Source organism: Variovorax frigidus (genome assembly GCF_051216515.1).
Classification (GTDB): domain Bacteria; phylum Pseudomonadota; class Gammaproteobacteria; order Burkholderiales; family Burkholderiaceae_C; genus Variovorax.
The window spans coordinates 298,643-317,017 of the sequence record NZ_JBPJZF010000002.1; the positions used below are offsets into that span (position 1 = coordinate 298,643).

At 64.0% G+C, this 18,375-nt stretch carries 16 protein-coding genes and 1 tRNA gene; 5 read left to right on the plus strand and 12 right to left on the minus strand.

Features of this window, described 5'->3' with window-relative positions:
- Position 1: 1 nt before the first annotated feature.
- Positions 2–2,575: an AAA family ATPase gene (locus ACSFBC_RS06670; protein WP_435509530.1), complete on the minus strand. Its 2,574-nt coding sequence runs from the start codon at positions 2,573–2,575 to the stop codon at positions 2–4.
- A 1,022-nt stretch (positions 2,576–3,597) separates the two neighbouring features.
- Here ACSFBC_RS06670 and ACSFBC_RS06675 point away from each other — a divergent pair.
- Both ACSFBC_RS06675 and ACSFBC_RS06680 read left to right on the plus strand, forming a co-directional pair.
- Positions 3,598–4,209 (plus strand): hypothetical protein, encoded by a 612-nt coding sequence (locus ACSFBC_RS06675; RefSeq protein WP_435509531.1) that lies wholly within the window; start codon positions 3,598–3,600, stop codon positions 4,207–4,209.
- A 67-nt stretch (positions 4,210–4,276) separates the two neighbouring features.
- The gene (locus tag ACSFBC_RS06680; protein WP_435509532.1) at positions 4,277–4,750 is read left to right on the plus strand and encodes a hypothetical protein; all 474 of its coding nucleotides are present in this window, start codon (positions 4,277–4,279) and stop codon (positions 4,748–4,750) included.
- 598 nt (positions 4,751–5,348) lie between these two features.
- Here the strand turns inward: ACSFBC_RS06680 and ACSFBC_RS06685 are convergent.
- The 11 genes from ACSFBC_RS06685 to aceA form a co-directional block, all read right to left on the minus strand.
- On the minus strand, positions 5,349–6,575 hold the full coding sequence (locus ACSFBC_RS06685) for a tyrosine-type recombinase/integrase (RefSeq protein WP_435509533.1): 1,227 nt from the start codon (positions 6,573–6,575) through the stop codon (positions 5,349–5,351).
- A gap of 214 nt (positions 6,576–6,789) precedes the next feature.
- Positions 6,790–6,866, minus strand: a tRNA-Pro gene (locus tag ACSFBC_RS06690).
- Between the two features lie 25 nt (positions 6,867–6,891).
- Positions 6,892–7,353: a MerR family transcriptional regulator gene (locus ACSFBC_RS06695; protein WP_435509534.1), complete on the minus strand. Its 462-nt coding sequence runs from the start codon at positions 7,351–7,353 to the stop codon at positions 6,892–6,894.
- Positions 7,354–7,418: 65 nt separating this feature from the next.
- Positions 7,419–7,811, minus strand: a complete 393-nt coding sequence (locus tag ACSFBC_RS06700; RefSeq protein WP_435509535.1) for an integration host factor subunit alpha — start codon at positions 7,809–7,811, stop codon at positions 7,419–7,421.
- On the minus strand, positions 7,808–10,228 hold the full coding sequence (pheT, locus tag ACSFBC_RS06705; protein ID WP_435509536.1) for a phenylalanine--tRNA ligase subunit beta: 2,421 nt from the start codon (positions 10,226–10,228) through the stop codon (positions 7,808–7,810). Before pheT ends, ACSFBC_RS06700 begins: the two co-directional genes overlap by 4 nt.
- 50 nt (positions 10,229–10,278) lie before the next feature.
- The gene (gene pheS, locus ACSFBC_RS06710) at positions 10,279–11,355 is read right to left on the minus strand and encodes a phenylalanine--tRNA ligase subunit alpha (RefSeq protein ID WP_435509537.1); all 1,077 of its coding nucleotides are present in this window, start codon (positions 11,353–11,355) and stop codon (positions 10,279–10,281) included.
- A gap of 111 nt (positions 11,356–11,466) precedes the next feature.
- Positions 11,467–11,826: a 50S ribosomal protein L20 gene (gene rplT / locus ACSFBC_RS06715; protein WP_007832499.1), complete on the minus strand. Its 360-nt coding sequence runs from the start codon at positions 11,824–11,826 to the stop codon at positions 11,467–11,469.
- A 24-nt stretch (positions 11,827–11,850) separates the two neighbouring features.
- Entirely contained in the window at positions 11,851–12,054 is a 204-nt protein-coding gene (rpmI, locus tag ACSFBC_RS06720; RefSeq protein WP_007832497.1) for a 50S ribosomal protein L35, read from the minus strand.
- Between the two features lie 135 nt (positions 12,055–12,189).
- Positions 12,190–12,807, minus strand: coding sequence for a translation initiation factor IF-3 (gene infC / locus ACSFBC_RS06725; protein ID WP_435510040.1), 618 nt, complete (start codon positions 12,805–12,807; stop codon positions 12,190–12,192).
- Between the two features lie 76 nt (positions 12,808–12,883).
- Entirely contained in the window at positions 12,884–14,791 is a 1,908-nt protein-coding gene (gene thrS / locus ACSFBC_RS06730) for a threonine--tRNA ligase (RefSeq protein ID WP_435509538.1), read from the minus strand.
- Between the two features lie 263 nt (positions 14,792–15,054).
- A complete protein-coding gene (aceA, locus tag ACSFBC_RS06735) occupies positions 15,055–16,386 on the minus strand; it encodes an isocitrate lyase (protein ID WP_219219328.1) in 1,332 nt (443 codons plus the stop codon).
- A gap of 228 nt (positions 16,387–16,614) precedes the next feature.
- Between aceA and ACSFBC_RS06740 the strand changes: the two genes are divergently transcribed.
- From ACSFBC_RS06740 to ACSFBC_RS06750, 3 genes are all read left to right on the plus strand, one after another.
- Positions 16,615–16,767 (plus strand): hypothetical protein, encoded by a 153-nt coding sequence (locus ACSFBC_RS06740; RefSeq protein WP_435509539.1) that lies wholly within the window; start codon positions 16,615–16,617, stop codon positions 16,765–16,767.
- Positions 16,764–17,702, plus strand: a complete 939-nt coding sequence (locus ACSFBC_RS06745) for a DMT family transporter (protein WP_435509540.1) — start codon at positions 16,764–16,766, stop codon at positions 17,700–17,702. The genes ACSFBC_RS06740 and ACSFBC_RS06745 overlap by 4 nt, the downstream gene beginning before the upstream one ends.
- Positions 17,703–17,884: 182 nt before the next feature.
- The gene (locus ACSFBC_RS06750; protein ID WP_435510041.1) at positions 17,885–18,319 is read left to right on the plus strand and encodes an SWIB/MDM2 domain-containing protein; all 435 of its coding nucleotides are present in this window, start codon (positions 17,885–17,887) and stop codon (positions 18,317–18,319) included.
- Positions 18,320–18,375 lie beyond the last annotated feature (56 nt).

Sequence of the window (18,375 nt, forward strand, 5' to 3'; positions counted from 1 at the left end):
TTCATCGACCGGGACGAAGGTCCAGGGCGTCGACTTCTTCGAGCGTCCGAACCACGGACTCCACCAAATCCGCATCGAAGTCATCTCGGTTTGCCTCTTCGTGCGTGCCCTTGTTCAGGTAGATCCACACCAAATTCGCCACCGGGATGCCCAGGATTCGACCGTATGCGGTCAAGAGCGCGGGCCTGTTGGCGTGGTTGAAGTGCGCCGCGTCGTCGAGCCGCTTGCGCAGGGCTTCGCACAGGTTGCGCAGGCCCGGCTCGGCGCCGACGCCAGCGAGTTGAAGGTTCAGCACGCCCAGCTCGTGGCTGCCGAGCCAACGCCACACCTTCTCCGACAGCATCTCAAGGCCTTGACGGCAGGAAGCGAGGGCATCGCGGTGGTCCAGGCTGTCCTTTGACGCGCGGGCCTTGGCCACGTAGTTCCTGATCGAGACATTGCTCGACACGCGCGGCTGGTAGTCGCCTGCGTGGTGGCGGAACAGATAGACCTTGCAGTCTTCGCGGTGCGCCGCGGCCAAGTGCTGCTGGATGTCCTTGATGAACTCGTTGCTGTGGCAGGTAACGATGAGTTGAGTGTCGGCGAAATGGTCGCTCTCGAAGATCGTCTCGCGGATGCCGCCGCGGTGGTCGTGGTCGATGGCGTTGATGGCGTCGTCGAACACGACCAGGGGGCTTTGGATGCTCTTGGCTTTGGCCAGCAGGATCGCCAGGCCCAGGCAGCGGATGTGGCCTTCGCTGAGGATGCGCAGGGCGTCCACCCGCACGCCGGGATTGCCCCGGAACGCGATCTCGATCTTCTGCTCGCCGTTGAGGGGCAAGTGGAGGGCGGCGAGCTTGTCGGGATCGAGGTCGTTGCGGTTGAACTCGTTGTAGAGGTTCATGGCCGTGTCGTTGAGACCCGCCATCAGCATGCTGGGAAGATGGTTGCGGTAGTCGCGCAGCAGCCCCAGGAATCGGTCGTAGGCAGCCTTGATGGGGGCGTCCCGCGCGATGTCGACCGCTTCTTGAGCCACATCGGCGATGAGTTGGGCGTTGTCCACGTCGAACGCCGCGATCCTGGCCCTCGCAGCGGCGACGCCGTCCATGAGCTGCTTGCGCTTCAAGTCCTGGGCTTGGACCGCCAGTTGCAGGGTGACGAGAGCTGCGCGCTCGTTGGCGTGCTGTTGCCGCTGCTGGCGGGCTCGCTCCGAGGCGGCGTCCTGGGCCGCGATGCGGTCGGCCACCACCAGGATCGCCTCGAGCGTTACGGCCTCGGCCTGTTCACCCTCTTGCGGCTCCTTGGCTGGGTAGACCGTCGACCACCATTCGCCAGGCGGCTCGGCCGCAAGCCCTGCGAGGAACCGGCCCGCGGGCGACGCTTGCTTCTCATGCGCCGCCAGGTAAGCGGACAGCCAGCCAAGCTGGCGGCGCAGCTCGCGCGATGCCGTGCCGACCTTGCGCTGCGCGGTAGCGCGCTGCTCTTGCAGCTCGCCGAGCTCCTTCAAGTCGACCAGGCCCGCCGTGGCCTTCTCAAAAGGGTTGGCCTTGGCATCAGCAAGCGGCGTGTCGCAAGCCGGACAATGGTCGCCGTGGGTGGCTTGCAGCGCGAGGACGGCGGTGTAGAGGTTTTTGAAGGAGACCTGGCTGCTGCGCGCCTCGAGCTTGGCGGCGATGCCGGCGAGCTCTTCCTGGGCCGCGCGCGGCGCTTCGAAGGCGTCCAGCAGGCCATCGCGCGCCACACCGATGGCCGCCGGCGGCAGCGCGCCAAGAATGCCGTCGAGCTCTTGCATGCGCCCCGGTGCCGCGGCCGTACCGATAAACGGTTTGAGCCCGTCGTAGGCCATGCCGTCCTGATGCGCGGCGGCCATCGCGGCCTCTTCGGCCGCCAAGCCCCGCAGGGCTTGGGCCTCGCCGTTGACTGTGGCCTGATCGTTGGCCAGGGCGTTGCGCTTGCTGTTGAGCGCGAGCTGCTTGGTGGCCATCGTCACCAGCTGCGCGTCAATGGACTCGTTGAAGTGGCCGACGAACTCGTTGAACTTCTCCATGCCAAACAGCGTGGCGATCAGCTCCGTGCGCTGCGCCGGGGGCCTGGCCGCAATCCGCGAGAACGCGTCGATGCGGTTTTTCTCGATGAAGCAGAACCGGAAGGTGTCGGCGTTGGCGACGACGGCGACCTCCGCGTTCTGGTGATTGGTCGCCCGCAGGGCCGGCGCCTCGAAGCGGCTGGCGTGCAGGTTGGCCAGGTAGGTGCGCCCGTCGATGCGCTTGGTCTCGGCCTCCTCGACCGAGCCCAGCAGGCCGAACTCCAAGCCTTCGCAGAAGCTCGTCTTGCCGCTGCCATTGGGGCCGTAGAAAAGGACCACCCGCTTTTGCAGGTCGAAGGGCTCCGGGTTGCGAAACCCTCGGAAGGGCCCAATGGTCATACCCCGCAGCCGCTTCCACGGCCAGTCGCCGTCGGCCGCCACGGCCTCCATGCGTGGCGGGCCGTCGGGTGTCTGGGCCAGCTCTTGGCGCGCCTTGCTCACCAGGTAGGTGGAGCGCTGGCTGTGCTGTCGCGAGGTGCGCGCCAGGGCGTCGAAGTGGGCCAGCGCCATGTTGGCCAGGCGCCTTACGTCCGCCGGAGCTTCCGAAGCTGGCGAATGCAACCAGGCCACGAACCGCTCAAAGTCTCGTTTGGAAGATGCCATGTCGCTCCCCGAATCCAATGTCAGCTTGCAGGATCTGCGACCCCTACAACCGGGACTGTCAAAGCCGCGCGCAAAACGCCGGTATGGACCAATCGTAACCAATGGTCTCGAGTCGGACTGCGAGAAGGTCCTCCGATCTGTCTTGCATCTCCAAGAAACGGATTCTTGGGTCGTCAAACCAACATGGAGCAGCCCTTCGCCAACCCAAGGCGAACGACCGCAACCAGTCTCCATCGGCTGGCTGCTGCGGACGCAAAGCATCACGGCGGCTGCAATGCTGAGGGGCCAGGCATCGGCCAGAAGCGGCCGGTCGGAGCATCCGCCACAGGCGCCATACAGCATGAACGGTGAGCCGGCTGCGCGAAATTTCTTGCAGGACCAGCGGATGGCCCATGCACCCGCCAATCAGCAGGCGCGGCGCAGCCGTAAGCAGTTGGCCCGACGCCAACGCCAGCCCCGTCCGATGACTGCTGGCTCAGAAGGGCAAAGTGACGAGAGTTCCTGTCATTTGCTCCTTGGGGGGGTGCTCGATTTACTCGGTCTGAGGGACGAGTTATTTCCTGGCGTCGTTTTGTTATCACGGCGGCGCTGATCAGGCTTGCCCGTTGATTTGGCAATCGGCTTAGGTCCAGGTTTGAGTGCCATCATGCTCTCCTCTGTGGTTTAAAGTTGAGGTGTGCGCGTACCAACATTTGGTGGATAGCGGCACCCTGGGACGGGATCACCTTGCATCACTTTGACTATAGACGGCGAGGCAGGCGAGCGGGTTTTCCCCTCTGGGCGAAGATTTCGAGCGGCTGGTATTGGTCGGTGTTGGCCTGCATCGCGTCATGTCAGACACAATCTTGCTTGACCTCGCGGGTACATTCGGCCATTAGCTGTCGTTCCGACGGACGTGACAACGGTCACTGGCGAGCAAGACTGAAACGATGAAGCTGCCACCGCCCAAGAAGCCCATACCCGCGAAAAAGGCGCTGAGCACGCCTGCCGTGCGGTATCTTGACCTCCACTCCATCCACCAACTGCTGGGTCACGTCCAGCACGGAAAAATTGGCTCCTTGCCTGTGTCACTGCTGTACTTCCAGCTCGAAGCCTTCCTGAAGCGGTCTGAGAAGAACTATGCACAGCCAGTCGGCAGCATTCCCCGCCGCCTTCTTGAGCACAACAAGCAGCCCCGCAAGCTTCACCTCTGCGAGCTCGCTGTCATCGACGCCGATGTCGTCTTCAAGTACGACGCCGCGACGAAGCACACCGACATGCGGTGGAAGGCGTACTTTGAGCACCCACAATTCACGCGCCCCGCGCACGAGCAGCGGGTCGTTCTGCACATCGTCGTGAAGGAGGCCACCGGGCTGACTAGGTCCATCAGTATCCCGCTCCAGGTCTTGATGATGGGTTACGGTGATGTCTCCGAAGGGCACCAGGGATACGCGCACAGCTTGACGTTCATGGACCACAGCGGCGACATCTTGAACCAGGTGTATTACGTGGGCATCACCAGCCGGAACTGGTTGGTGCGGATGGAAGAGCACCTGGCTTGAGATACGGGGCGGCAGCAACAAGCGCTTCCACGCAGCATGGCGGTCGTACACGGGGGATGCGAACGTCATGCTTGGCTCAGAGCTGGTCGTCCTGAACCACAGCTACGAGGGCATCATGGCCTGGGAAGAGCAGATGGTCGACGAGCAGATGGAGGCCGGCAAGTCCCTCAACATGCTTCCAGGGGGAGTCAAGGGCCTGCGACTCCTCCATGAGCACCGGCTCACCAGCCAGGTCGAGGTCAGCCTGGAAGAGCGTGACCGGGCCATTGCGGAGTTCGCTCGCCGGGTGGGTGTGCGGGCTGGCGTGCCCAATCTCTTCCTTGCCGAGTTATGGCGTGACGACGACTTCTACCTGAAGGTCCTGAGAGGGCGGTCGGACGTCCTGTCGCCTGGGCAGGTGCTGGCAATCCGCGACTTGGCGGCGAAGGGGCAGACGGCGCAGCAGATTTCCGAGGTGGTCGGGGCAAGGAACGTGGAGCAGGTCCAACGCGTTCTTGCTGGCAAGACGTACAGCCGCATCAAGCCACCCAGTGAGGAGTGAGCCACGATGCCTTTGACGCACGCCATTGCTGCCTTCCTCAAGGGCGTGACACCCGTCGAGGGGCACGAGCGCTGGCTTGCACGAAGGACGGTGGCGCCCGCGAAGCGAGACCGTGGGCGCGGCCCTAGCCCGGAAGCGGTGACGCTGGCGCTTTACAGGGAGCCGATCCATCAAGGCGGTGATCCACATGGCGGTTGCCCTTTATTGCGCGAAAGCGCCAGAGATGAAGGGCCCGTGTCTTAGTGAGCAGCCTCGGAGCGGCTCAAAAGGCTGCGTCAGCTAACTGTTTTTGAGCGCACGCATGAATCTGCGAATTTAAAGGCCGCGATGGGCACACTCCCGTCGCTCGGCCCTTGCTGAAACGCGTCGGGCTCGGTCGGTGAGTCCGAGTGTCTCCTATTGCTGGAAGCAGGCTTTCGAACCCGGATGCGCGACCGACTGCTCACAGTCTGAAGCTGTCGTCCGTTTCCGGACGCCGAAGGACCGCGTTTGGGCCGCCAACGGCGGGATGCAATAGCGACCTCTTTGAGGGAAAGGACCGCGAAGTTCGAGCGGCCATTCTCACCGATTTAGAACTAGGCGCAGGAACTGTAGCTCCCTACAGTGCCGCCGCGCTGCCGGCGGCCAGTCCATCAAGGTAGTCTGCCCACCGCTGCATCATGACTGTGCGCTGCTTCACGTATTGCGTTCGGTTGTAGGCTCGGCCGTTGGCATCCTTCACGGCGTGGGCAAGTTGAGCCTCGATCACCAGTGGGTCGACTTCCAGCACTTCAGCCAACAGCGTGCGCGCCGTGGCTCGGAAGCCGTGCACAGTTTGGACCGTCGGACCGTAGCCCAACGTCAACAGCGCTGCACGCAGGGTGTTGTCGCTGATTGGACGCTCGTGGCTGCGTTCGCCCGGGAACACCATCACGCCATGGCCGGTAATGGGATGCAGCCTGCGCAGGATTTCGACGGCCTGCGTGGGCAATGGCACAAGGTGCGGATCGCCGTTTTGCTTGCCGTCGATCCGCCGCTTCATGCGTGCGGCGGGCACCGTCCACAGCGCGTTGTGGAGGTCAATCTCTGCCCATGACGCGCCGCGCAGCTCGTTGGGCCGCTGGAACAGCATCGGTGCGAGCTGCAGCGCCGCGCGCACGATAGCGCCGCCTTGGTAGACGCGAATGACTCGGATCAGTTCGCCCAGCTTGCTCGGATCGGTAATGGCTGCGAAGTGCCGTTTTTTGTGGGGAGTCAGCGCGCCTTTGAGATCGGCGGTGACGTCGCGTGATGCCCGCGCCGTGGAGAGTGCATAACGCCACACCGCCCGCGCGGTTTGCAACACCCGGCTAGCCACGTCCAGCGCACCGCGCTCCTCCACGCGTCGCAGCGCGGCCAGCAATTCGACGGCCTCGATTTCGCCGATGCGCCGCTCGGCGAAGTAGGGGAACAGGTCTTTTTCGAGGTTGCGCTTCTCGCGAATGGCGTAGTGGCTGCTCCAGCGCGCTTCGTTCCGGCCGTACCACTCCAGCGCCGTCGCCTTGAAGGTTTCGCCCTCTGCCACCACCCTCTTGAGTTTGGCAAGCTTGCGCACCTGCACCAGATCGATTCCTGCAGCCCGGTCTCGCTTGGCGGCATCGCGGGCGAGCCGGACGGCCTTGAGTGTCACCTCAGGATAGCTGCCCAACGCCAAGCGGCCTTCCTTGCCGTCGGCGTAGGTTTTCCAGAACCATCGTTTGGAGCCTGTGGGACTGACTTCCAAGTAGAGCCCGCCCGCATCCGTCAGGCGGAGCCGCTTCTTGTCAGGGGGGCAGGTGGCGTTCCTGCATTGGATCTCGGTCAACATGGGGAACTCCCACCAGGAACCGTCGATCTCCGAATGAGAACCGGGGAACATCCCACGGCTTTCGACTGTTCTCCCGGTTTGTTCCCCGGAATATTCCCCGGTCTGGGGCTGGCAGTCAACGGATCGCCTCGGACAACAGCGGCTGTGAATCACCCGCTTCTCCAATGAAAAAGGGCGTCCGGTGGATGAAACCGGACGCCCTTGGACGTTATGTTGGTCGGTGTGAAAGGATTCGAACCTTCGACCCCTTGCACCCCATGCAAGTGCGCTACCAGGCTGCGCCACACACCGAAGCCTGTGATTATAGCCGGCGAGATCAGTGTCCTGACGTCAGGAGCTCACGAATTTCGAACAACTCGCGTCGCAGTTGCTGCCACGGCACCGGGTCGGTGACGGCGAGCGGCGCAGCGGAGGCGTGCGTCGCCGCCTCCCACTCTTCCGCATCGATGTCCGTCGCGTCGGCACCCTCGAGATGAATCTCTTCGGCAAGGCCACCCGCCTTGCGGCGTTCGCGCTCGGACTGTGTGAGTTCCTGCAGCTTGTTGCGGGCACCACTGATGGTGAAGCCCTGGTCGTAGAGCAGATCGCGGATGCGCCGGATCATCAGCACCTCGTGGTGCTGGTAATAACGTCGATTGCCGCGCCGCTTCATCGGCCGCAGTTGGGTGAATTCCTGCTCCCAGTAGCGAAGCACGTGCGGCTTGACGCCGCAGAGCTCGCCCACTTCACCGATCGTGAAGTAGCGTTTGACAGGAATCGGTGGGAGGGTTTTCTCCATTGAAATCAAGATCGTGCGCGCGAAACCTCATAGGTTACTCCAGGCACGCGCGCCCCACCAAGCACTTATTCCGTACCGACACGCCAGACTTCGGCAGACGTTGTTTCGCCGGTATCTTCCGCGGCCTCGCCGACCAGCCCGCCCTGGATCTGTTCCTTGAGCTTGGCGCTGGCATGGAAGGTCGCGACGCGACGCGCGCCGATGGGGATCGCCTCGCCGGTGCGCGGGTTGCGCCCGGGCCGCGGCGCCTTCACGCGGATCTGGAAATTGCCGAAGCCCGAGATCTTGACGTCGGTGCCTTCAATCAGACTGCCCGACACGAGCTCGAAGAAGGCCTCGACCATGTCCTTCGACTCGCGCTTGTTCAGGCCGATCTGCTCGAACAGGAGTTCGGCCAGATGCGCCTTGGTGAGCGCGGGCGTTTCGAGGGCTTCGAGCGTGAAATCCATGGGGGTCATCCTCGCAGACGTGCGCCGAGCCGTTCCGCGAGGCGATCGAGGATCGCACGCACGGCCGGGTCGACCTGTTCATCGGTCAGCGTGGCGCTGTCGCTGTGGAAGCTCAGACGCACCGCCATGCTCTTCTCGCCTGCCGCCAATCCGCCATCGCGGCCCGGTTGCGGACGGTAGATGTCGAACAGCGCCGCTTCGCGCAGCAGGCCGTCGGTCGGCGCACCGTCGATGGCTTGCAGCAGCGCATCGTGCGTGACGCGCTCGGCCACGACGACCGCGATGTCGCGCTCGACGGCCTGGTGCTTGGGCACCGGCTGTGCCACGGGCACGGGGCGCGCGGTCACGGCATCGAGGTCGAGTTCGAACACGACGGGCGCGTGCGCGAAGTCCCATTTCTGGCGCCAGCGCGGATGCAGTTCGCCGACCACACCGATGGCTTTGCCGTCGATCAGCACACGGGCTGCGCGCCCGGGGTGCAGCGCGGGATGCTCGGTCGCCTCGAAGGTCGGCACCAGCGGCGCCAGCAGGGCTTCGACATCGCCCTTGACGTCGTAGAAGTCGACCCGCTGCGGCTTGCCGTCCCAGCGCGCATCGGCCGCATCGCCCCAGGCCAGGCCTGCAAGGCGCATCGGCTGGTGGATGCCCTTGACGGTGCTGTCGGTGGTCTCGACTGCGTCGTCGCGCACGAACACGCGGCCGGCTTCGAACACGCGCACGCGCGGTGCCTTGCGGTCGAGGTTGAACTTCAGCACCTGCAGCAGCGAGCCGATCAACGACGAGCGCATCACGCTCATCGGGCTGGCGATGGGATTCAGCAGCTTGATCGGATGGGCATTGCCGGCCAGATCGGCTTCCCAGTGCGCTTCGACAAAGCTGAAGTTGATGGTTTCCTGGTAGCCCAGCGCGGCCGCGCGATGGCGCACCGCGAAGCGGCTGCGCTGCGCTTCGGGGCGCAGGCGAGCCGTGATCGGCGCCAGCGGCGGCGTGGTCGGCAGGTTGTTGTAGCCGATCAGGCGGGCGACCTCTTCGATCAGGTCTTCCTCGATCTGCAGGTCGAAGCGGTGCGGTGCGGGCGTGACGATCACGACGCCCTCGCCTTCCTCGATCGGCAGGCCCAGGCGCTTCAGCACATCGACGCATTGCGCCTGCGTGACGGGCATGCCGATCACGCGCGCCGCGCGGGCCACGCGCAGCGTGACGGGCTTGGCTTCAGGGAGGCGCAGGGTCTGGTCGTCGATCGGGCCGGCAGCGCCGCCGCAGACCTCGACGATCAGTTGCGTGATGCGTTCGATGATCTCGATGGTGCGGCTCGGGTCGACGCCGCGCTCGAAGCGGTGTCCCGCATCGGTCGAGAAGTTGAAGCGGCGCGAGCGGCCCTGGATGGCCTCGGGCCACCAGAAGGCGGCTTCGACATAGATGTTCTTGGTGTCGTCCGACACCGCAGTCGCGTCGCCGCCCATGATGCCGGCCAGCGATTCGACTTCGCGCTCGTCCGCGATCACGCCGACCTTTTCGTCGACGGTCACGGTGTTGCCGTTGAGCAGCTTGAGCTGCTCGCCCGCCTTGCCCCAGCGCACCGTGAGGCCGCCGTGGATCTTGTCGAGGTCGAAGATGTGGGACGGCTGGCCGTACTCGAACATCACGTAGTTCGAGATGTCGACCAGCGGCGAGACGCTGCGCTGCCCGCAGCGCGCGAGGCGCTCGACCAGCCAGGCCGGCGTGGCAGCCCGGGTGTCGACGTTGCGCACGATGCGGCCGGAGAAACGGCCGCACAGCTCGGGCGCCTCGACCTTCACGGGCAGCCGGTCGGCATGGGCCGCGGCGAGCGGCGCGATGGCCGGCGTGGTCAGCGGCGTGCCGGTCAGGGCCGAGAGTTCGCGCGCGATGCCGTAAACGCTGAGGCCGTGCGCCAGGTTCGGCGTGAGCTTGAGCGTGAGCAGCGCATCGTCGAGCTTGAGCACGTCGCGCACGTCGGCGCCGACGGGCGCATCGGCGGCCAGCTCGAGCAGGCCACCGTGGTCTTCACTGAGCTTGAGCTCGCGCGCCGAACACAGCATGCCCTGGCTCTCGACGCCGCGCAGCTTGCCCAGCTTGATCAGGAACGGCTTGCCGTCTTCACCGGGCGGCAGCTCGGCACCGACCAGCGCGCACGGCACCTTGATGCCCACGCGCGCATTGGGCGCGCCGCAGACGATGTTGAGCAAGGCGCCCTGTCCCACGTCGACCTGGCACACGCGCAGGCGATCGGCATTGGGGTGCTGTTCGGCTTCCTTGATCTCGCCGACGACGATCTTGCTGAAAGGCGGCGCGACGGGCCGGCGTTCTTCGACTTCGAAGCCGCCCATGGTGAGCGTCTCGGCCAGGTCAGCGCTGGACAGCGGCGGGTTGCAGAACTCGCGCAACCAGGATTCGGGGAATTGCATCTCTTCGATCTCGATCTGTTTTTCTGGCGTGGAAAGGGCGTGTCAGTGAATCACTGGAACTGCGAGAGAAAACGCAGGTCGCCGTCGAAGAAAAGGCGAAGGTCGCTCACGCCATAGCGCAGCATCGTGAGCCGGTCCGGCCCCATGCCGAAGGCGAAGCCGATGTAGCGCTCGGGGTCCAGCCCCATGTTGCGCACGACGTTGGGGTGCACCTGGCCGGAGCCCGCGACCTCGAGCCAGCGGCCGGCCAGCGGGCCGCTCTGGAACTGGATGTCGATCTCGGCGCTGGGCTCGGTGAACGGGAAGAAGCTGGGGCGAAAGCGCAGCACCAGGTCGTCGCTCTCGAAGAAGGTGCGGCAGAAGTCGGTGAACACGACCTTCAGGTCCTTGAAGCTCACGTTCTCGCCCAGCCACAGGCCTTCGCACTGGTGGAACATCGGCGAATGCGTGGCGTCGCTGTCCACACGGTAGGTGCGGCCGGGGGCGATCACGCGGATCTCGGGTGCCTTCAGCGTGCCGGTGGTGTCTGCTGCAGCGGCCTCGAAGGCGGCCGCGTGCTTCTTGATGTGCTGGTGGGCATAGCGCACCTGCATCGGGCTGGTGTGCGGGCGCAGGTTGTAGGGCACGCCGTCGTCGCCGTCGATGTCGACATAGAAGGTGTCCTGCATCGAACGCGCCGGATGGTTCGGCGGGTTGTTGAGCGAGGTGAAGCTGTGCCAGTCGCTCTCGATCTCGGGGCCGTCGGCCACGTCGAAACCCATGCTGGAGAAGATCGCCTCGATGCGCTCCAGCGTGCGGCTCACGGGATGCAATCCACCGTCCGCGTGCTTGCGGCCCGGCAGGCTCACGTCGAGCGCCTCGGCGCGCAGTTGCACCGCGAGCTCCTCGTCGGCGAGTTGCTGGCGGCGTTCGTTCAGCGCGGCCTCGATGGCCTGCTTGGCCACGTTGATGGCGGCGCCACGCGACTTCTTCTCGTCGACCGGCAGTTGGGCCATGCCCTTCATCAGCTCGGTGATGCGGCCGGCCTTGCCGAGAAACAGCGCCTTGGCGTTTTCAAGCTCCGCGGGGGCCGTCGCCTGGGCGAAGGCGGCACTGGCGGTGTCGACCAGAGAGTCCAACTCGTTCATGGGATTTCTTCGGGAAAAAATAAAAAAGGGCTGGTGCTCTTTCAAGCGCCAGCCCTTGTGCCGTGGGCGCAAACGGACGCCCCCGAAAGGGCTGCCGTCTGCTGTGCGGGATCAAGCAGCCAGCTTGGCCTTGACCTGCTCCACGATGCCGGCAAAAGCGGCCTTGTCATGCACGGCGATGTCCGCAAGCATCTTGCGGTCGATCTCGATGCCGGCCTTGCGGATGCCGTTGGCGAACTGGCTGTAGGTCAGGCCCAGTTCACGCGAGGCGGCGTTGATACGCGCAATCCACAGCTGACGGAAAACACGCTTCTTGGTACGACGATCACGGTAGGCGTATTGGCCTGCCTTCATCACCGCCTGTTTGGCGACGCGGAAGACATTACCGCGGCGACCGCGAAAACCCTTGGCGAGTGCGAGAACTTTTTTGTGGCGGGCGCGAGCCGTTACACCACGTTTGACGCGAGGCATGTATTTACTCCTTGTTCGTCTGAATTAAATGCCACGGCCGGGCAGCATGGCGGCGACAGAAACCATGTTGGTTTCATGCACTGCGACTGCACCACGGAGGTGACGCTTGTTCTTGGTGGTCTTCTTGGTCAGGATGTGACGCTTGAAGGCTTGACCGCGCTTGACGGTGCCACCGGGACGAACGCGGAAACGTTTTTTCGCGCTGCTCTTGGTCTTCATTTTGGGCATGTGCATGCTCCTTTAATTTGTGCTCGTGAGGCGCCACGGAAACTCCGCAGACTTGTTGGCCCCGAGACACTTCTTTATCTCGCCATCGCTTTGCAGCGCCGGCGAAATCCCTTCAAAAACTTCTTCTCTCGTCGCTCAGGCCGGAGCCGTTGCGGGTGCAGCACCTTCTGCTGCGGCCGGTTTCGGCGCGACGCCCGGCTTCTTGCGGCCAGGCGCGATCATCATGATCATCTGGCGGCCTTCCAGCTTGGGGAACTGCTCGACCAGGATGGTGTCGCCCAGCTCGTCGCGGATGCGCTGCAGCAAGGCCAGACCGAGCTCCTGGTGCGTGATCTCGCGACCGCGGAAGCGCAGCGTGATCTTGCATTTGTCGCCGTCTTCAAGGAAGCGCTTGATGTTGCGCATCTTGATGTTGTAGTCGCCGTCGTCGGTACCGGGCCGGAACTTGATTTCCTTGACCTCGATGACCTTCTGCTTCGACTTCGCCTCGGCGGCCTTCTTCTGCTCGTGGTACTTGAACTTACCGTACTCGATCAGACGACACACCGGCGGGTTGGCCGCGGAGACAACCTCCACCAGATCCACATCGGCCTCACCGGCCAGACGCAGAGCCTCGGAAATACTCATGACACCCAATGGCTCGTTTTCCGGGCCCACAAGGCGGACTTCCGGGGCCATGATTTCCCGGTTCAGGCGGTGTTGGCGTTCCTCGCGGTGGCGGCGGTCGCGAAATGCAGTAGCGATGGTCAGAATCCTTCAAACAATTTGCTACAAAAACTGTAGCTAACACCCTCGCATCCACGCGCCACAACCGGCCTGCTTCTAAAAATCAGCGTTTGTGTTGAATGTCGTCGGCGATCTTTTGGGAGAACGCCTCGACCGACATGGCACCGAGGTCAACATTGCCTCGGGCGCGCACTGCGACGGCACCTGCTTCCTTCTCCTTGTCGCCTACGACAATGATGTAGGGAAGCTTTTGCAACGAATGCTTGCGTATTTTATACGTAATCTTCTCGTTGTGCAGATCGAGCTGAACTCTAAGCCCTTGATTCTGCAGCGTTTTCGCCACGGATGCCGCGTAGTCAGCCTGGCCTTCGCTGATATTGAGCACCGCGACCTGGACTGGCGCGAGCCATGCGGGCAGTGCGCCGGCATGGTGTTCGATCAGCATCCCGATGAAGCGCTCGAGGCTGCCGACGATCGCGCGGTGCAGCATCACGGGGTGGGCGCGACCGCTCGTTTCCGTCACGTACTCGCCGCCCAGGCGCTCGGCCGTGTTGAAGTCGACCTGCATCGTGCCGCACTGCCACTGTCGGCCCAGCGCGTCCTTGAGCGTGTATTCGATCTTCGGGCCGTAGAAGGCACCGTCGCCCGGCGAGATGATGAAGTCGACGCCCGAACGGCGCAGCGCCTCCATGACCGCGTGTTCGGCCTTGTCCCACAGTTCGTCGGAGCCGACGCGGTTGTCGGGCCGCGTCGCGACCTTGTAGAGGATGTCCGTGAAGCCGAAGTCGGCATACACCTTCTGCAGCTGCGCCGTGTAGGCCACGCATTCGTCGAGGATCTGGTCTTCCGTGCAGAAGACGTGGCCGTCGTCCTGCGTGAAGCCGCGCACGCGCATGATGCCGTGCAGCGCGCCGCTGGGCTCGTTGCGGTGGCACTGGCCGAACTCGCCATAGCGCAGCGGAAGGTCGCGGTAGCTGCGCAGGTCGCTCTTGAAGATCAGCACGTGGCCCGGGCAGTTCATCGGCTTCAGCGCGTACTCGCGCTTCTCCGACTCCGTCGTGAACATGTTGTCGCGGTAGTTCTGCCAGTGGCCCGTCTTCTCCCACAGGCTCTTGTCGAGGATCTGCGGACCCTTGACTTCCCAGTAGCCCGTGTCGCGGTAGATGGCGCGCATGTACTGCTCGACCTGCTGCCACACGGCCCAGCCCTTGGGGTGCCAGAACACCACGCCCGGCGCCACTTCGTCGATGTGGAACAGGTCGAGTTCCTTGCCCAGCTTGCGGTGGTCGCGCTTCTCGGCTTCCTCGATGCGCTGGATGTACTGCTCGAGCTGCTTCTTGTCGGCCCAGGCCGTGCCGTAGATGCGCTGCAGCTGTTCGTTCTTGGCGTCGCCGCGCCAGTAGGCACCGGCCAGCTTCGTGAGCTTGAAGACCTTGAGGAAACGCGTGTTCGGCACGTGCGGGCCGCGGCACATGTCGACGTATTCCTGGTGGTAGTACAGGCCCATGGCCTGCTCGTCGGGCATGTCCTCGACCAGGCGCAGCTTGTAGTCCTCGCCGCGCGACTTGAAGACCTCGATCACTTCGGCGCGCGGCGTGACCTTCTTGACCACGTCGTAGTCCTGCGCGATCAGCTCGCGCATGCGCTGCTCGATCGCGGCCACGTCCTCGGGCGTGAAGGGGCGCTCGTACGAGATGTCGTAATAGAAGCCCTCGTCGATCACCGGACCGATGACCATCTTGGCCGTTGGATAGAGCTGCTTGACCGCGTGACCGACCAGGTGGGCCGTCGAGTGGCGGATGATCTCCAGCCCCTCGTCGTCCTTGGGCGTGATGATCTGCAGCCTGGCATCGTGATCGATGATGTCGCTGGCGTCGACCAGCTTGCCGTCGACCTTGCCGGCGACCGTCATCTTCGCCAGGCCGGGGCCGATGGAACGGGCAACGTCGGCCACCGAAACCGGGCCGGGGTACTCGCGCTGCGAGTTGTCAGGGAGCGTGATCTGGATCATGAAAAACCTTGGGCGGAAAAACAAAAAAGCGCGGTGATGACCGCGCTTTGCTCTGGTTGAACGGCTGGCCGGACCAGCGTGCGCGGATTACCGGCGCGTTCCTTCGAAGAGGGAAGCGCCGTGGAATGCGTCGGACGTAGTTCGCGGTGTCATAACCAGAATGCCTTTCCCGTTCTTGTGAGGGGCAGAGAGGGCCGAGTTTAACAGCGGGCGCAAAAAAAGCCCGGCACGGGGCCGGGCTCCTGGTGCGGCGCAAGGGCCGATCAGTGGAACTGCTCTTCCTCGGTCGAACCGGTCAGCGCCTTCACGCTGGACGAGCCGCCCTGGATCACCGTGGTCACGTCGTCGAAGTAACCCGCGCCCACTTCCTGCTGGTGCGACACGAAGGTGTAGCCCTTGTCGCGTGCGGCGAATTCGGGTTCCTGCACCATGTTCACGTAGTGCTTCATGCCTTCGCCGTTGGCGTACGCGTGGGCGAACTGGAAGGTGTTGTACCAGTTGATGTGGATGCCGGCCAGGGTGATGAACTGGTACTTGTAGCCCAGCTCGGACAGGTCTTCCTGGAACGAAGCGATCTGCTTGTCGTCGAGATTCTTCTTCCAGTTGAACGAGGGCGAGCAGTTGTACGACAGCAGCTTGCCCGGGCAGGCGGCATGCACGGCCTGCGCGAATTCGCGGGCGAAGCCGATGTCCGGCACGCCGGTTTCGCACCACACCAAGTCCGCGTAGGGGGCGTAGGCGACGCCGCGGCTGATGGCTTGCTCCAGGCCGTTCTTGACGCGGTAGAAGCCTTCCGGCGTGCGCTCGCCGGTCAGGAAGCGCTTGTCGTTGGCGTCATGGTCGGAGGTGATCAGGTTGGCGGCTTCGGCATCGGTGCGGGCCAGCACGATGGTCGGCACACCCATCACGTCGGCCGCGAAACGCGCCGAGATCAGCTTCTCGCAGGCCTCATGCGTGGGCACCAACACCTTGCCGCCCATGTGGCCGCACTTCTTCACGGCCGCCAACTGGTCTTCGAAGTGCACGCCGGCCGCGCCGGAGGCGATCATGTTCTTCATCAGTTCGAAGGCGTTCAGCACGCCACCGAAACCGGCTTCCGCGTCGGCCACGATCGGCAGGAAGTAGTCGATGAACTCCTTGTCGCCCGGGTTGATGCCGCGGCCCCACTGGATTTCGTCGGCGCGCTTGAAGGTGTTGTTGATGCGGCGGACCATGGTCGGCACCGAGTCGTAGGCGTACAGCGACTGGTCGGGGTACATCGTCTCGGAGGTGTTGCCGTCGGCGGCGACCTGCCAGCCCGACAGGTACACGGCCTCGAGCCCGGCCTTGGCCTGCTGCATGGCCTGGCCGGCGGAGATCGCGCCGAAGGCGTTCACGTAGCCCTTCTTGGCGCCGCCGTTGATCTTGTCCCAGAGCTTCTCGGCACCGCGCTTGGCCAGCGTGTGCTCGATGGGCAGCGAGCCACGCAGGCGCACCACGTCGGCGGCGCTGTAGCCGCGCTTGACGCCCTTCCAGCGCGGGTTGCTCGCCCAGTCCTTCTCGAGGGCGGCGATCTGCTGTTCACGGCTGAGCTGTTCGGTGAAATTCTGGGGCATGAGTGACTCCGGAGGTGGGTTGAAAGTGGATCGTTCGGCGCGGGGCCTTGGCGTCTACTGTAGTCCCGACACCTCTGTCTTATGTCTTATATAAGACATATTTTTAGTTCAACAAAATCAATAGCTTATCGATTACTTTTCTCGATACGGAATTTGTTTTCTCATATTGAGAAAAAATACTGCGCTGCAGCAAGCTGAAATTTCGTATGGCGGAATTGGTTTCTACGGATGAAATCGCGGCGCGAGCCGATAGCGCGCGATGTGGCTGGAACCGCCGCGGCGCAGCGTGCCGTCGACGAAGACATGGACGATGCGGGACGGCTGGGGCGATGGGGCATCATTGAATTCAATCTCGTCATCGATTCGATCGCCCTCCAGTGAACCCCACCGCCCCCGACCCGCGCCGTCTGCTGGCCTATGGCTGCCTCGCGCTCAGCATGACGCTCGTCGGCACCTATGTGGCCCTGTCCAAGCCACTGGTCGCGGCCTTCCCCGTGCTGTTGCTGGCCTGGCTGCGCTTCGGCATCGCGGCGCTGGCGATGCCGCACTGGCTCAAACGGCCGACCGACGAGCCGCCGATGACGCGGCGCACGCGCGGGCTGGTCTTCCTCGAATCCTTCCTCGGCAACTTCCTGTTCTCGGTCTGCATGCTGTTCGGCGTGAGCATGACCAGCGCGGTTTCGGCCGGCGTGATCATGGCGTCGATCCCGGCGGTGGTCGCGGTGGCGAGCTGGATCTTCCTGCGCGAACGCATCGGCTGGCGCATCGGCCTGGCGATCGGCTGCGCCGCCGTCGGCATCGGCCTGCTGGCCCTGTCGCCCGCGCATGCCAGTGCGCCCACCGACGCACCGCGAAGCGCCATGCCATGGCTCGGCAACGTGCTGGTCTTCTGCGCGGTGCTCTGCGAAGCCGCCTATGCGGTGATCGGCAAGTCGCTGACCGGCCGCCTCGGACCCAAGCGCATCTCCTCGCTGATCAACCTCTGGGGCTTCGTGCTGTCGACGCCCTTCGGCATCTGGTTCGCGCTGCGCTTCGACTTCGCGGCCGTGGGCACCGGCACCTGGGGCCTGCTGGTGCTCTACGCGCTGGCCGCGAGCATCTGGACCGTGTGGCTCTGGATGACCGGGCTGAAGCATGTGCCCGCGGCGCAGGCCGGCGTGTTCAGCGTGATGCTGCCCGTGAGTGCCGCGCTGGTCGGCGTGCTGGTGCTCGGCGAATCGCTCGGCGGTGCGCAGATCCTGGCCTTCGCGGCCGCGCTCGCGGGGGTCGTTCTGGCCACCTGGCCGGCACGGCGCGGCACACCATCGCTCCACTGATGCGAGCGCTGGAGCGCATCGGTTGAGGACCGCACTTGCTCGCCCCTCTGAAAAAACAACAGCGCCCAATGAAAAAGTCCCTTTTCCCCTTGGAAACGCGTTTCTTCTCCATTAGCATGCGATCTGCCAGTGGAGACGCGCTTTTCATTGGTGAAATGTCCAACCAAAAAAGGAAATCAACCATGGCAACTGCAAAGAAGGCTCCGGCCACGAAAGCGCCCGCAAAGAAGGCCGCTCCGGCAAAGAAGGCCGCTGCACCCGCGAAGAAGGCTGCTGCACCGGCAAAGAAGGCCGCTGCACCCGCGAAGAAGGCTGCGCCCGCAAAGAAGGCAGCACCCGCGAAGAAGGCAGCCGCTCCTGCCAAGAAGCGCACGCCCAACGCCGCGTTCATGAAGGCCCTGACCCCCAGCCCGGCACTGGCTGCCGTCGTCGGTTCGACGCCGCTGCCGCGCACCGCCGTCGTGAGCAAGCTGTGGGACTACATCAAGAAGAACAATCTTCAAGACAAGGCCAACAAGCGCAACATCAACGCCGATGCCAAGCTGAAGGAAATCTTCGGCAAGCCACAGGTCTCGATGTTCGAACTGGCAGCGCTGATCGGCAAGCACGTCAAGTGAGTTGTCGGCGCCTCGTGCGCTGAAGCAAAAAGCCGGCTCGCGCCGGCTTTTTTTTG